Source organism: Microterricola viridarii (genome assembly GCF_900104895.1).
Classification (GTDB): domain Bacteria; phylum Actinomycetota; class Actinomycetes; order Actinomycetales; family Microbacteriaceae; genus Microterricola; species Microterricola viridarii.
Genome location: NZ_LT629742.1, coordinates 1151924 through 1165993, shown reverse-complemented (window position 1 = coordinate 1165993; position 14070 = coordinate 1151924). Strand labels below are relative to the sequence as shown.

The window sequence follows — 14070 nt, the reverse complement described above, 5'->3', positions numbered from 1 at the left end:
TCCTTGCTCGTGTGCGGGCCCGGGCGCGGCTGGGCCCCTGGTCTCAGAGTTCCGCGCGGAACTCCGTCTCCAGCTCCCGGCGCAGCTGCACCGCGAGCAGCGAGTCGTCGACCTCGATGTCGTCCCAGGAGACCGTGCGGTCCTTCGGAACGTCGCGGACGAGCTTGGCACCATGTGCGAGCCCCAACGGGAGGGCGTTGCGCTCCAGAGAGAGGTGGGCGGGCGCCAGTTTGCCGAACACCGTGTAGCCGCCCTCGCCGTCGAGGGTGTCGCCGGCACGCAGCTCCTTCTTCGCCGTCGTCACGACATCGCCGCGGAACCCCGTCGGGGAGCCGGTCGCCTCGCCGCGCAGCACGGCGGCCGCCACGCTGACGCCGAGCTCGAGGCCGATCATGTGGTACGGCCGGTAGAGCGAGCCGTAGCGCCCCGTCTCGTCGGTGTGCACGCCGTACTCGGCGAAGCACTGCACGGCATAGTCGGTCTGTGCCTCGAAGGTGACGTAGACGCCCCAGCGGAGGTCGCGTTCGACCTGGCTGCCGTCGCGGTGCAGGCTGGACGCGATCTCGACTGTCCCGCGGCGGCTCAGGCTGCCGCCGATGGAACGCTCCCGGTACACGGTTGGCAGATCGTCGACGCCGGCCGGTGGGAACAGCAAGCCCTCGTCCTGCGGGGTCAGGCCGGTTCCGTTGGCGACGGCCGCCATCTCGATGGCTGACTTGGTGCCGTCGAGGAAGGAGTTGAACATCTTCGGGTTGAAGTCGCCGGATGCCAGCTGCTCCGCGCTGAAGCCGTAGTAGTCCCACACGGTGTCCGGCGTGGAGTAGTTGTACTCGGGCAGGTACTTGGTGCCCTTGCCGGCCGCCACGACGTCGAAGCCGACGGTGCGGGCCCAGTCGACGAGCTCGCAGATCAGGGCAGGCTGGTCGCCGTACGCCATCGAGTACACGACGCCGGCGGCCGCGGCGCGGCGCTGCAGGATCGGCCCGACCATGCAGTCGGCCTCGACGTTGACCATGATGACGTGCTTGCCGTTCTCGATCGCGGTCAGCGCGTGGAAGGTTCCGATGATCGGGTTGCCGGTGATCTCCAGCACAACCTCGAGCTGCGGCAGCCGGATCAGGTCTTCGGCAGAGTCGAGCACGTGGGTGCCCCCGCTCCGGAGCGCCTCGTCGAGGGAGGCCGCGGCGTAGCGCTCCTCCGGCCAGCCGGTGCGCTCGAGTGCCGCGCGCGCCTTCGGCACGTCGATGTCGGCGACGCCGACGACGTGGATCCCGGCAGTGTTCAGCGCCTGGGTGAGGAACATGGATGCGAACTTGCCCGCGCCGATCACCCCGACCCGGATCGGGCCGGCGGTCTCGGTGCGCTTCTGCATCAGTGAGTGGAGGTTCATTGTGCTTCTTCCTGGGAACGGTCGGCCCGGCAGCGGCGGGCAGCGGGCAGCGTCGCTCGGCTCTGCCGCGAATCTGGTCGTCTGGGCTGTTGGTCAGACCACGCTGGCCCCCAGTCTGCCGATCCAGTGTTGGTTTGTCAACAATGCGACATTCGAACGGTAGCCCTCGGCGGAGGGCGCGAAAAAGGCGCAGCCACGTCATGTCGTGTCTGCGCCTTCTCCGCCGGCCGCGTCGGCCGCCGCGGCTAGTCCGCGCGCGGGGGCTGGGCCTGCTGCTCGGTGGCGGCCATGGTCGCGATGATCCGGTCGGCCGCGTCGTTCATGTGCGCGACAAGATAGGCCTGACCGCCCGCGAGGTCGCCGGTGGCGATGTAGTCGAGCAGCGGGGAGTGCCGGGCGATCGCCATGTTGTGCAGCGCCGTCTCCGGCCCGGCCGCCGTCACCGCGGCGCGGGCGAGCCCGGAGACCGAGAGCCAGGACTGGTGCAGGGTCGCGTTGCCGCTCTGCAAGCAGAGCGTCTCGTGAAACGCGAGGTCGGCGCCGAGCTGGGCCACGTAGTCCCCCTCTGTGACCTCCAGCGTGCGCAGCGCGACGCGCATGGCCTCGAGGGCCGCGTCCCGCTCCGGCTGCGCGCACACCTCGGCGAATGCGAGCGACTCCAGGGCGGCACGCACGCTGAAGATCTCGCGCACCTCCTTGGCGGTGACGACCCGCACGGTGAGCCGGCCCCGAGCGTCGCCGACGATCAAGCCCTCCTGCTGCAGGTGTCGCAACGCCTCGCGGAGGGTGCCCCGGCTCACGCCGAGTGCCTCGCTCAGTTCGATCTCGGCCAGATGGGTCCCGGGCTCGAGCTGCCCCGAGCTGATTGCCTCGCGCAGCCGCTCCAGTATCAGTTCGCGGCGGGTCTGCCGGTCGATGGAGCCGATGCCCTGGATCGACTGCTTGCGGTGCTCATTCATCTTGTTAACATAGCGGCGCCTCGACAGTTCAACACTCACGATTCGTATGCGCAGAGCGCAGCGACCTTCTCCGCAGAGGCCGAGTTCTCGTCGAAGCGGTGGTGCAGCCATTCTTCGGCAAGCCGCTTGGCCAGCTCCAGCCCGATGACCCGCTGACCGAGCGCCAGCACCTGGGCGTTGTTGCTCAGCACGAGCCGCTCGACGGAGAAGGAGTCGTGCGCGGTCGAGGCGCGAATGCCGGGCACCTTGTTCGCCGCGATCGCGACGCCCATACCGGTGCCACAGACCAGCAGCGCGCGGTCGGCCTCCCCCGTCGCCACCAGGCGGGCGGCGGCAACGGCGACGTGGGGGTAGTCGGTGGTGCCGTCGGCGTCGACGCCGACGTCGCTCAGCTGGGAGACGAGGGGGTGCGCGTCGAAGAGCCGCTTGATCTCTTCCTTGTACTCGTAGCCGGCCGAGTCGCTGGCCAGCACGATGCGCAGGGGGGTGGGTGTTGTCATGGCGGATCTGCCTCAGTTCTGTTCTGCAGGTGTGTCGGACGCCACGGCGAGCGCCGCACCGATCCGTCTGGTGATGAGCGCCAGGGAGACGGCGCCGGGGTCTGGTGTGCCGATGCTCTTGTGCGCGAGTGGGCGGGCCCGGCCGCGGCGCGGGCTGAGCGCCGCGGTCGCCTCGGCCGCCGCCGTGGCCGAGGCCGCCGCCGCCGCCCAGGCATCCACCAGCGGCATCCGCTCGGCGATGTGTGCGCTGAGGGTCTCGGAGAAGGGCACGAGAGCGTCGACCAGCGTCTTGTCGCCAAGCTCGGCCTTGCCGACGGCCATGATCTGCGCGCGGGCATCCGCGACGCCGTCGGCCACCCGCTGCGCGTCCGGCCCGTGCCGGTCGCCGATCGTCTCGCCGAGTGCGCCGAGCGCGACGCCCCAGAGCATGCCGGAGGTCCCGCCGGCCTTGTCGCTCCAGGCCTCGCCCGCACTCTGCAGCAGCGTTCCGGCGCCGGCGCCGGCGTGCAGGGCGGTCGTGGCGGCGGCGAGGGCCGCGCGCGAGCCGCGCTCCATGCCGATGCCGTGGTCGCCGTCGCCGGCGATCGCGTCGAGCCGGCCCAGCTCGTCGGCCGCCTCGACGAGCGTCTCGGCGAGCACGCCGAGCAGCGAGTGCACGCGGGCGGCCAGCTCCTGCGACTGCGCCGTCGCGAGCGGGACGGCAGGGCCGCGCTCGATCTCGCCTGGTGCCTCGCCGACGGCCGGGCCTGCGGCATCCTGTGGCAGGTTCCCCTTGCGATAGGCCGGGGCGTTGGCCCCGGCCGTCCAGAGCCGCTCGAGCTCATCGTCCAGCCAGACCAGCGTCAGTGAGGCACCGCCCATGTCCAGGCTCGTGCACAGCTCCCCGACGTCGGGGTCGACAACGGTGAGTCCGGCGTCGCTGAGCAGCCGGTGCACGCGCCGAAAAACGACGAAGAGCTCCTCATACTTGACCGTACCCAGGCCGTTCAGGACGACGGCAACGCGGCCGTCATGCCCAGCCGGTCGCTCGCTCAGCAGCGACGAGACAAAGAGCTCTGCCAGGCCGTCCGCCGTGGGGATCTCGATGTCATAGATGCCGGGCTCACCGTGGATCCCAAGCCCAACCGACATCATGCCTTCCGGCACGGCGAAGAGTGGCTCGCGTGCCCCTGGCATCGTGCAGCCGCTGAAGGCGACGCCCAGAGAGCGCGTGCGGTCGTTGGCATGGCGGCCGACACGCACGACGTCGTCGAGGTCCCAGCCCTCTGCCGCCGCGGCGCCCATCACCTTGAACACGACGAGGTCGCCGGCGACGCCGCGGCGCTTGTCCATCTCGTCGACCGATGCGCTGGCAATGTCGTCGGTGACGATGACGCACTCCGCGCGCACCCCTTCCGCCGAGAGCTGCTCCGCCGCGCGACCAAAGTGCATCACATCCCCGGCGTAGTTGCCGAAGGAGAAGATCACGCCCCTCCCGGCATCCGCCGCTCGGCCGACGCTGTGCGCCTGCTGGGCCGAGGGCGAGGAGAAGAGGTTGCCGACGACCGCGCCGTGCGCCAGCCCGGCTCCGACCAGTCCACAGAATGCCGGGTAGTGGCCGGATCCTCCCCCGGCGATCACTGCCACCTCGTCGTGGCGCCCGGCACGCACCACGCCACCGCGCACGGCACGCACATGCCGCGGGTAGGCGGCGACGAAGCCTTCGAGCAACTCCTCCGGGAAGTCGGCCGGGGCGTTGAAGAGTCGAGTCATCCTTGAGCTCCTGATGCTGGCGTGTTCCGCGAGGCGCGTCACACTTGCTTAGTATTTGATTGTTGACAATAATACAGACCAACACCTTTTGCACCTCATCGAGGAGGATTCTTGTCTTTCAACGCCGACCGCGTCATCTGCTCCACCATCACGCTGCGGCACCTCCCGCTTCCCGAGGCGCTGGCGGGCATCGCCGAGCAGGGCTTCAGCGGCATCGACCTCGGCGCACTCCCCGGCGTGTGCAACCACGTGCCCTTCGTGCTCGACGAGGATGCCGTCGAAGTCGTCGCCGCGCAGGTGCGCGCGTCCGGCCTCGCCGTGCGCTCCATCAATGCCGACATCGGAGACCTGAACCTCCCGATCGACGCCGCGGGCCAGGCGGGCCGCGACCGCCACATGGCACTGCTGCTGGATTTGGCCGTCGCCATCGGCAGCACCGCCATCGTGCTGCCGAACGGCGCACAGTCCGCGGAGCCCGTCGACAGCCTTGACGCCGACATCGACCGTGTCGCCGCGCAGCTGGCCCGCGCCGCCGACGCCTCGGAGGCGCGCGGCATCGAACTCTGGGTCGAGGCGCCGCACTTCCACCGGCTTGTGAACGATCTCGGGCGCACCGCCGCGTTCCTGCCCCGGCTGGATCCGCGCATCGGCGTCGTGCTCGACGTGAGCCACATCGTGGCATCCGGCGGCACCCCGCGGGAATTCCTTGCCGCCCACACCGAGCGCACCAGGCACGTGCACCTGCGCGATGCCGAGCCCGGCTACATCAATCACAGCATCGGGCGCGGCCGGGTCGACTTCGTCGATGCCATCGCGGCCCTGGGCGAGGCCGGCTACCGCGGCGCTCTCTCACTCGAGCTCGAGACCCGCGACACCGAGGACGCAGATCGCGCCCGCGTCGCCCGCGAGGCCGCCGAGTTCATCTCCGGGCTGCTCCCCACCCTCTGATCCACCCCGTCATCCATCCCACGCACCAAGGAGAACACCACCATGTCTGAGCAACTCACCGCCATCGTCACCGGGGCGGGTTCCGCGCGCGGCATCGGCCGCGCCACCGCCCGCCGCCTGGCCGCGCAGGGCTGGGCGGTCGGCGTCATCGACCTCGACGGTGCCGCCGCGGTCGCCACCGCCGAGGAGATCGCCGCGGAGTTCGGGGTGCCGACCTTCGGCGTCGCCGCCGACGTCACCGACGAGGCCTCGGTCGACGCCGCCGTGACCGCGATCGAGGCGGCGCTGCCGCCGCTCGGAGCGCTCGCCAACATCGCCGGCATCACCTCCCCCACCCGCTTCTTCAACACCACGCTCGAGGAGTGGAACCGTGTGATGAGCATCAACGCCACCGGCACCTACGTGGTCAGCAAGCGCGTCGCCGCGACGCTCGTCGAGCGCGGCTACGGCCGCATCGCCAACATGTCCTCTGTCTCGGCCGTGCGCGGTGGCGGCGTCTTCGGCGGCGTGCCGTACTCGGCGGCCAAGGCCGCGATCCTCGGCCTCACCCGGGCTCTCGCCCGGGAGCTCGGCCCGACCGGCGTGACCGTCAACGCAGTCACCCCCGGCGTTGTGGACACCGACATCCGGGCAGGGGCCACCTCGCCGGAGCTCGAGGCCAAGCTCTCCGCCGACGTGCCCGTCGGCCGCCAGGCCACCCCCGACGAGGTCGCCGCGCTGTTCGCCTTCCTGCTCAGCCCGGATGCCGGCTACCTGACGGGCGCGACCTACGACATCAACGGCGGCTCGCACATCTACTAGGCGCAGGCGACACCGCGGGCACGCCAGCGCCCGCTGCACAACAGGGGGCCGCCGGTCACATCGATGATGTGACCGGCGGCCCCCTCTCTGTCGCGTGCGGAGGACGCGGCGCCTAGCCCCGGCGGTAGCCCTCGATGACCCTGCTGTCGTCGTGCAGCCCGAGCCCGGCAGCTGCGGCATCGACGAAGCGCTGCCGGGCGTGCAGCAGCAGCGGCACGTCTGCACCGCTGCCGGCCGCGGCGTCGGCGACGAGCCCGCTGTCCTTGACGAAGATGTTCACGGTGCTCGTGACGGGAACGTCGGCGTCGAGCAGCATGCGCGGCCCCCGGTCGCCGAGCATCCAGGAGCCGGCCGCCCCACCGCCGATCAACTCGAGCACCTCGGCTGAGTCGAGGCCGAGTGACTCGGCGAGGTTCAGCGCCTCGGCCGCGGCCACGATGTGCACCGAGCAGAGGTGCTGGTTGACGACCTTGATCGCCTGACCGTCGCCGATGCGATCGCCGACCGCGCGCACCGTGCCGAGCACCGCGAGGGCGGGGGTGACGGATGCCAGCAGCTCCGGCCGGCCCGAGGCGAACACGAGCAGCTCGCCGGTCGTCGCCCGGGCGACGCCGCCCGTGACGGGGGCATCGACCACGCGGGCGCCGACGGCCGCCAGGCGCTCGGCCGCGGCGCGCACGGCATCCGGACCGACCGTCGACATGATCACCCAGCTCTGGCCGGCCGCGCGGTCGCCGGCCTGGCCGACCAGCTCGTCCAGCTGCGCCGGCGTGGCGACCATGACAATGACGAGTTCGGCCGGCGCTGCCTCGGCGAAGGATGCGACGGCGCTCACGCCGGCCGCTTCCGCCCGCTGCCTGGCCGCCTCGAACGGGTCGACGCCGGTGACGTCGTGGCCGGCGCCGACGAGCAGCCGGGCCATCGGCACGCCGATCGCGCCGATTCCGACGAAGGTGATCGTGCTCATGCCCGTGCTCCTGATCCGTGTGCCGGGCCGAAAGCCCGCCGTTCGAGCTCCCGGAAGACTCCGGTGTGATCCAGCCCGCCGTCACCGGCATCGACGAGTGCGGAGAACAGCCCCCGCGTCGTGGCGGCCACCGGCAGGTCGACTCCGACGTCGGCAGCCGAGGCGAGCGCGAAGTTCAGGTCTTTGAGCTGATACTCGGCCATGCCGCCGGGCTCGAACGACTCGGTGACCCAGTTCTGCCCCTTCTGGCGCAGAATCTCGGAGCCGGCCAGCCCGCCGCTGATGAGCTCGAGCAACGCGGCGCGATCGAGCCCGCTCTGCCTGGCCAGCAGCATGGCCTCGGAGATGGCCGCGATGCTTGAGGCGACGATCATCTGGTTGCAGGCCTTGGCCAGCGCACCGCTGCCGCTCGACCCCATGTGGCGCACGGTGCTGCCGAGCTCACCGAGGAGCGGCAGCAGCGGGGCGACGTCGGCGGACTCCCCACCCACCATGATGCTCAGGCGCGCCTCGCGGGCACCGATCACCCCGCCGCTGAGTGGGGCGTCGACCAGCCGGATCCCCTCGGCCGCGAGCTCATTCGCATAGGCGCGCACGGCCGTCGGCGAGACGGTGCCCATCACGACGAGCACCGGCCGGGCGATGCCGGCGGCCCGCCAGCCGGCGCGGAGACCGTCGGCCCCGCCCCGCTCCGCGCTGCCGTCGACGACGGCGACGACGTCGCCGAGGTCGGGCAGCACGGTGAGGGTGACGGCGGTCGCGGCATCCGCCGGGGTCGCCGCCACGATGGCCCCGCGGGCGGCGAGGGCCTCAGCCTTCGCCGCCGTGCGGTTCCACACGGTCAGCTGCCGACCGCGAGCGAGCAGGACCTCGCTCATCGGCAGCCCCATCGCGCCGAGTCCGAGGAGCGAGATCCCGCTCATCAGAGCGCCGCTGCGGTCTGCGCGAGCGCCTCGGTCTCGCGACGCAGCTCGATGGCCTGGGCGAGGCTCTCGTCGACGACGACGTCCGCCCAGCGCACGGTGCCCCCCTTGGGCACGTCGTTGACGAGCTCGACGTGGTGGGCCATCGCCACGGGCAGGAAGCCCTCTGCGACACTGGTCTCGGCCGAGACGAGCTTGCCCCACACGGTGAAGCCGCCCTCGCCGTCGAGGATCTCGCCCGCGACGAGGTCCTTCTTGGCCGTGGCCACGACGTCGGCGTAGAAGCCGCGGGGCGCCCCGGTCGCGACGCCGCGCAGCGCGGCGTTGGCGATGGAGATGTTCAGCTCGAGACCGACGTAGTGGTAAGGGCGGTACAGCGCTGCGTACTGACCGGTCGGGTCCGGGTGCCAGGGGTACTCGTCGAAGCAGCCGGCGACGTACTCGTTCGTGGCCTTGACGACCACGAAGACGCCCTCCTGGGTGTTGTGCGGGATCCAGGCGCCGTCACGCGTGACGCTCGACATGACGTCGACCGTGCCCTCGTGGTCGAGCACGCCGCCGACGGATGCCGGCCGGCACACGGTCGCGATCTCCTCGAGGTCACCGGGGGTGAAGGTGAGGCCGTTGTCGCTCGGGCGGAGCTCGGCGGCATTGGCGACGGCCGCCATCTCGATGGCGGCCTTCGTGCCGTCGCGGAACGAGGTGTGCATGTAGGGGTTGAGCTGGCCGGAGTCGGTGAGCTCCTTGGAGAACTCCCAGTTCTCCCAGACGTTGTCCGGGTTCATCTCGTGGTAGTGCTCGAGGTACTTGGCGCCCTTGCCGGCGCAGACGACGTCGAAGCCGCTGGTGCGTGCCCAGTCGACGAGCTCCCAGATCAGCGCGGGCTGGTCGCCGTAGGCGAGCGAGTAGACGAGCCCGGCGGCCTCGGCGCGCTTGGCCAGCGCCGGTCCGGCGAGGGCGTCGGCCTCGACGGTGACCATGATGATGTGCTTGCCGGTCTCGATCGCGCGCAGGGCGTGGTTGATGCCGACGATCGGGTTGCCGGTCGCCTCGACGATCACGTCGAGCTCGGCCTCGAAGAGCGCAGCCGCGTCGGTGACGATCGTGGTCGCTCGGTGGGCGATGGCAGAGTCGATATCTTCGACGAATGCCTCGTCCGGCCAGCCGACGAGCGCGAGGGCGCCCTTGGCCCTGTCCGCGTTGATGTCGGCGATGGCGACGACGTGGACGCCGGGGATGTTGCGCGCCTGGGCGAGGTACATGGTGCCGAATCGGCCGGCGCCGATCAGGCCGATGCGAATCGGGCGGCCGGCGGCTTCGCGGTCCTTCAGCAGGGCGTGGAGGTTCATGTGTGTGGCTTTCTCTCTGAGGGATGGGGTGCGCCACTGCCGAGACGTCGCTGTCGAGCCTCTGGCCGAGCACCAGGTCTGTGCAGAAGTGTAACCGATTCCATTTTGTTCCACAATGACCATTCTGACGTCCTCTATGCTTGCGGTACGCACCAGAGGGGAACCATGCAGAAGCCACCCACCATCCGCGACGTTGCGGCAGCAGCAGACGTGTCCATCGCGGTGGTCTCACGTGTACTCAACGACGGCACCGGGCCTGTCGCGCCGGCGACACGCGAGCGCGTCTTGAAGACCATCGAAGAGCTCGCCTACCGCCCGCGCACCGCCGCACGGGAGCTCAAGTCCGGCCCCACGTCCTCACTCGGACTCGTGCTCGCCGACGTAACGAACCCGTTCTTCGCCCGGCTGGCCGACTCGGTCGTCCAGGAGGCCAGGGCCCGCGGCTCGCAGGTGATCCTGATGACGACACAGGAGGACCCGGCCCTCGAGCAGGACGCCCTCGAAACACTCGCCGCACGCCGGGTCGGCGGCGTCATCGCGACGCCGACCTCCACCAATGCCGACGCCTGGCTGCGTCTGGAGGCCCTCGGCACGCGCCTCGTCTTCGTGGACCGCCACCTGCTCGGCGTCCCACACGCCGACGTGGTCAGCATCGACAACGAGCGCTCGGCCCGCGAGGCGACCGAGCACCTGTTGGGTCTCGGCCACCGCCGCATCGGCTTCATCTCCGGCCCGCTCAGCACGAGCACCGGGCGCAGCCGCACGGACGCGCATGTCGCGGCCCTGACTGCTCACGGCATCCCGGTCGACCGTCAGCTGCTGCGCAACATCCCGTTCCGCGGAGACCAGGGCTCTGACGCCGTCGGCAGCCTCCTCGAGCTGGAGAGCCCGCCGACGGCGCTGATCGTCGCCAACACCGCCCAGGTCGCGGCCGCCGTGCGCCGGCTGCGGCAAGGTTCGGTGCGCATCCCGCAGGACCTCTCGCTCATCGTCTTCGACGACAACCCGTGGACGGAGCTCTTCACCCCGGCCCTGACGATCATCAGGCAACCGACTGCGCTCCTCGCGGCGCACTCGGTCGAGCGCGCGCTGCTCCGTCTCTCCGATGATGCAGAGACACGTTCCACGGTGATCGACGCCGAGTTCGTCGTACGCTCGAGCACCGCTCAGCCGCCCGCCCGCTAGAGCAGACGAGGCCCCCAGCCGGTTCGCCGGCTGGGGGCCTCGTCTCTCGGCGTGAGCCTAGCCGCGAATCTGCGCGACCCACTCCTGCACCTGGGCGGGCAGCTTCTCGATGAGCGGCTGCGTGGCCTGGACCCACTTCGGGCGGTCGGTGATCTTGTTGAACACGGCACCGGCTGCCTCGAGGTCGGCGCGGTAGGTGGCCGTGTTCTCGATGGTGTCGGCGGTGTACTGCGCTCCGACGCGGTCGGCGGCGTCACGCACGAGGTCCTGCACGTCCTCCGGAAGACCAGCGAGAGCGTCCTCCCACATCAGGAAGTGGTAGTTCGCGTACATGTGGCTGGTCTCGCCGATGTTCGGCGCGACCTCGTGAATGCTGTTGAACAGGATCGCGTCGAGCGGGTTCTCCTGCCCATCCAGGACACCGCTCTCCAGGGCCGAGTAGACCTCGTTGAACGGCAGGGCCTCGGCCCGGGCACCGAGCGCCTCCCAGGTGGCGAGCATGGTCGGGGCGGACGGGGTGCGGATCGTCAGGCCCTTGAGCTGGTCGAGCGTCGTGACGGGCTCCTTGGTGGTGAGCTCGCGCGGTCCGCGGTACATGTTGCCGAGGATCGAGTAACCGGAGGCGTCGGTGATGGCGCCCTTGATCTCTGCACCGAGCTCGCCATCCCACACCTCGAAGAACTGTTCGGGGCTTTCATAGAGGAACGGGGCGGTCTCGACACCGGAGAGGTCGGTGTATGACTCGAGCGAGAGCAGGCTCTCGATGACGATGTCAGCGCTGCCGAGCTGGAGCCCCTCGATCATCTCCTCCCAGGTGCCGAGGGTCGAGTCGGCATGGACCTCGATCGTGACGCGGCCATCAGACTCGGTCTCGACGATCTCCTTGAGCGCCAGGGCGGCGGTCTGTCGCGGGTCGGTCTGGCTGCCGGAATGGCCCAGCACGAGACTGAACGTCTCGCCCTCCCCACCGGCCGCGGGCGTACCCCCCGAGCTGCCGCCGGCCGCGCAGCCGGAGAGGGTCAGGGCACCGATGGCGAGGCTTGCGATGATAGCTGTCTTTTTCATGTCCACTTCCTTGTGATTGGGGGTGTTGAGGGGTGTGGCGAGGTGTAGCTCGGCCTACGGCATGAGCAATCCGGGCAACCAGAGCGAGATCTGGGGCACGTAGGTGATCAGCACGAGGAAGATCAGGCCGGTAATGAGGAACGGCACGACCGCCTTCACCGCCTGGACCATCGGCACCTTGGCTATTTCGGCCGAGAGCATCAGCGCGATGCCGACGGGCGGTGTCACGAGGCCGATTCCGAGGTTGACGACGATGATGACGCCGAGGTGCACCGGGTCGACGCCGATTGAGAGTGCGACGGGGAGCAGGATCGGGGTGAGGATGATCAGCGCGGCGTTGGCCTCGATGAACATTCCGGCAATGAGCAGGAGCACGTTCAGCAGGGCGAGCAGGATGATCGGGTTCTCGGTGATCCCGAACACGGCCTCGGCCGCGGCCTGCGGCACCTTGCCGGAGGTGAGCGCCCAGGAGTAGAGCTGTGCGGCGGCGAGCACCAGCATGATCAGCCCGACGACGAGCGCGGAGTCCGCCATCGAGTGGACGAGCTTCTTGAAGTCGAGTTCGCGGTAGACGAGCCAGCCGACGGCGAGCGCGTACACGACGGCGACTGCGGCGGCCTCAGTCGGCGTGAACAGGCCGAAGCGGATGCCGGCCAAGATGACGACGGGCAGGATCAGGGCGGGGATGGCGCGGTACAGCGACACCCAGAACTGCGGCCGCTCTGCCCGCTTCATCTTGCCGATGTTGTTGATGTTCGTCGTGGCGATCATCGCCTCATCGGTGAAGCCCTGCTTGCGCACCACCAGGTGCACGGTGACCATCAACATGGCGATGTAGAGAACGGCGGGGACGATCCCGGCGAAGAACAACTTGCCGATGGAGGTTCCGCTGACGACGCCGTAGACGATCATCGTGATGCTCGGCGGCATGATGGGCGCGACGACGGGCGCGGCCGCGGTCACCGCGGCGGAGAAGGCCGCTTTGTAGTTGCGCTCCTTCATGGCCGGAATGAGGATGCGGCCGAGGCTCGAGACGTCGGCGACGGCCGAACCCGAGATCCCGCCGAAGAACAGCGAGGAGAGCACGTTCGTCTGCGCCAGGCCGCCGCGCATGCCGCCGACCATGGAATCGGCCAGGTCGAGCAAACGCCGGGTGATGCCGCCGGCGTTCATGATGCCGCCGGCCAGGATGAACAGCGGGATGGCGAGCAGCGAGAACGGCGTGATGCCGGCGACGATGCGCTGTGCACCGATCGTGAGCGGAACGTCAGAGACGAGCCAGAGCGTGATCAGCGATGCCGCGGCCAGCGCGAAGCCGATCGGCACGCGCAGCAGCATCGTGATGCCGAAGTTACCCAGAAGCAGCGGACCCATTAGATCTCTCCCTTGATGATCACGGTGTCGGCGGGCTGGAAGATCACCGGGAACGCCAGCGGGTCTTCATCCGGCTTCGCGCGCTGGACGCGCCACCAGGCCTCGATGGCGAAGATCAGCGCGAAAATGCTGCCGACCGGCACCGCGAGGGCGAGGAAACCGTAAGAGATGCCGAGACCGGGCATGGTGCGCCGGAACGCCGGGCCAAGCGCCTCGAAGCCGAACCAGACCAGAGCGAGCAGCACGCCGGCGACAATGAGGGCGGCGACGGTGTCGATGAGCACTGTCAGCCAGCGCCCGCCGCGGATGTACTCCCAGATGTCGAGCACCATGTGGCGGCCGCGGCGCACGCCGAGGGCGATGGCGAACATCGCGAGCCAGACGAAGCTGATCGACGCCAGTTCGACGGTCCACGGGGTCGACACCGAGGTGACGTAGCGCGCGATGACCTGCCAGGACACCGAGAACGTGACCATGCCCAACAGAATCACCGCCGCGACTTGCAGGAGCAGGTCGAGGGCCTTCAGCGCCTTGTCGACCGGGTTCCGGGGCGTGGTGGCCTGCGCGACCGGGGCGTCGGCCTCTCTGGCCCGCCCGATCTGGGTGTCAGCGTCGATGGGTCGCTCCTTTGCGATCGAGGTGCCAATGGCACCGGTCAGTGGGGGCGTGTCGCTCGACAAGGTCGATGCGGCACTGCTGTCAAAATGTGGCGACGGTGAGAGTGTAACCGATACCATTCTATTTCCATAGCTTTGTTACGCGTCCGCGGCCCGACGGCTGCCGTTTCGCCGACGGCGTCGCAGAACCCGGTGAACCGCTATGCAAACACAGTTGCGTTCTATTGTCAACAATTCAAT

At 69.6% G+C, this 14070-nt stretch carries 13 protein-coding genes; 3 read left to right on the top strand and 10 right to left on the bottom strand.

Annotated features, from left to right (window positions below):
* Positions 1-43: 43 nt before the first annotated feature.
* From BLT62_RS05320 to BLT62_RS05305, 4 genes are all read right to left on the bottom strand, one after another.
* Positions 44-1390: an NAD(P)H-dependent oxidoreductase gene (locus BLT62_RS05320; RefSeq protein ID WP_083363124.1), complete on the bottom strand. Its 1347-nt coding sequence runs from the start codon at positions 1388-1390 to the stop codon at positions 44-46.
* Positions 1391-1635: 245 nt separating this feature from the next.
* Complete coding sequence (locus tag BLT62_RS05315; RefSeq protein ID WP_083363123.1) at positions 1636-2349, bottom strand: GntR family transcriptional regulator; 714 nt, start codon at positions 2347-2349, stop codon at positions 1636-1638.
* A gap of 35 nt (positions 2350-2384) precedes the next feature.
* Positions 2385-2849, bottom strand: a complete 465-nt coding sequence (locus BLT62_RS05310; protein ID WP_083363122.1) for a ribose-5-phosphate isomerase — start codon at positions 2847-2849, stop codon at positions 2385-2387.
* 12 nt (positions 2850-2861) lie between these two features.
* Positions 2862-4601, bottom strand: coding sequence for a dihydroxyacetone kinase family protein (locus tag BLT62_RS05305; protein WP_083363121.1), 1740 nt, complete (start codon positions 4599-4601; stop codon positions 2862-2864).
* 111 nt (positions 4602-4712) lie between these two features.
* Here BLT62_RS05305 and BLT62_RS05300 point away from each other — a divergent pair, with 111 nt between their 5' ends.
* Complete coding sequence (locus BLT62_RS05300) at positions 4713-5549, top strand: sugar phosphate isomerase/epimerase family protein (protein ID WP_083363120.1); 837 nt, start codon at positions 4713-4715, stop codon at positions 5547-5549.
* Positions 5550-5591: 42 nt separating this feature from the next.
* On the top strand, positions 5592-6350 hold the full coding sequence (locus BLT62_RS05295) for an SDR family NAD(P)-dependent oxidoreductase (protein WP_083363119.1): 759 nt from the start codon (positions 5592-5594) through the stop codon (positions 6348-6350).
* 112 nt (positions 6351-6462) lie between these two features.
* Here the strand turns inward: BLT62_RS05295 and BLT62_RS05290 are convergent, their stop codons facing one another.
* From BLT62_RS05290 to BLT62_RS05280, 3 genes are read right to left on the bottom strand one after another with little or no spacing between them, the layout of a single operon-like run.
* Entirely contained in the window at positions 6463-7317 is an 855-nt protein-coding gene (locus BLT62_RS05290) for an NAD(P)-dependent oxidoreductase (protein WP_083363118.1), read from the bottom strand.
* On the bottom strand, positions 7314-8240 hold the full coding sequence (locus BLT62_RS05285; RefSeq protein WP_083363117.1) for an NAD(P)-dependent oxidoreductase: 927 nt from the start codon (positions 8238-8240) through the stop codon (positions 7314-7316). Before BLT62_RS05285 ends, BLT62_RS05290 begins: the two co-directional genes overlap by 4 nt.
* Complete coding sequence (locus BLT62_RS05280) at positions 8240-9589, bottom strand: NAD(P)H-dependent oxidoreductase (protein WP_083363116.1); 1350 nt, start codon at positions 9587-9589, stop codon at positions 8240-8242. Before BLT62_RS05280 ends, BLT62_RS05285 begins: the two co-directional genes overlap by 1 nt.
* A 165-nt stretch (positions 9590-9754) precedes the next feature.
* Here BLT62_RS05280 and BLT62_RS05275 point away from each other — a divergent pair, with 165 nt between their 5' ends.
* Entirely contained in the window at positions 9755-10774 is a 1020-nt protein-coding gene (locus BLT62_RS05275) for a LacI family DNA-binding transcriptional regulator (protein WP_083363115.1), read from the top strand.
* Between the two features lie 57 nt (positions 10775-10831).
* Here BLT62_RS05275 and BLT62_RS05270 read toward each other — a convergent pair whose 3' ends face one another.
* Genes BLT62_RS05270 through BLT62_RS05260 form a run of 3 tightly spaced genes read right to left on the bottom strand, consistent with a single transcriptional unit; the run spans position 10832 to position 13893 of the window.
* Positions 10832-11839, bottom strand: a complete 1008-nt coding sequence (locus tag BLT62_RS05270) for a TRAP transporter substrate-binding protein (RefSeq protein WP_083363114.1) — start codon at positions 11837-11839, stop codon at positions 10832-10834.
* A gap of 54 nt (positions 11840-11893) precedes the next feature.
* Positions 11894-13213: a TRAP transporter large permease gene (locus BLT62_RS05265; RefSeq protein ID WP_083363113.1), complete on the bottom strand. Its 1320-nt coding sequence runs from the start codon at positions 13211-13213 to the stop codon at positions 11894-11896.
* Complete coding sequence (locus BLT62_RS05260; protein ID WP_172829643.1) at positions 13213-13893, bottom strand: TRAP transporter small permease; 681 nt, start codon at positions 13891-13893, stop codon at positions 13213-13215. Before BLT62_RS05260 ends, BLT62_RS05265 begins: the two co-directional genes overlap by 1 nt.
* Between the last annotated feature and the right edge of the window lie 177 nt (positions 13894-14070).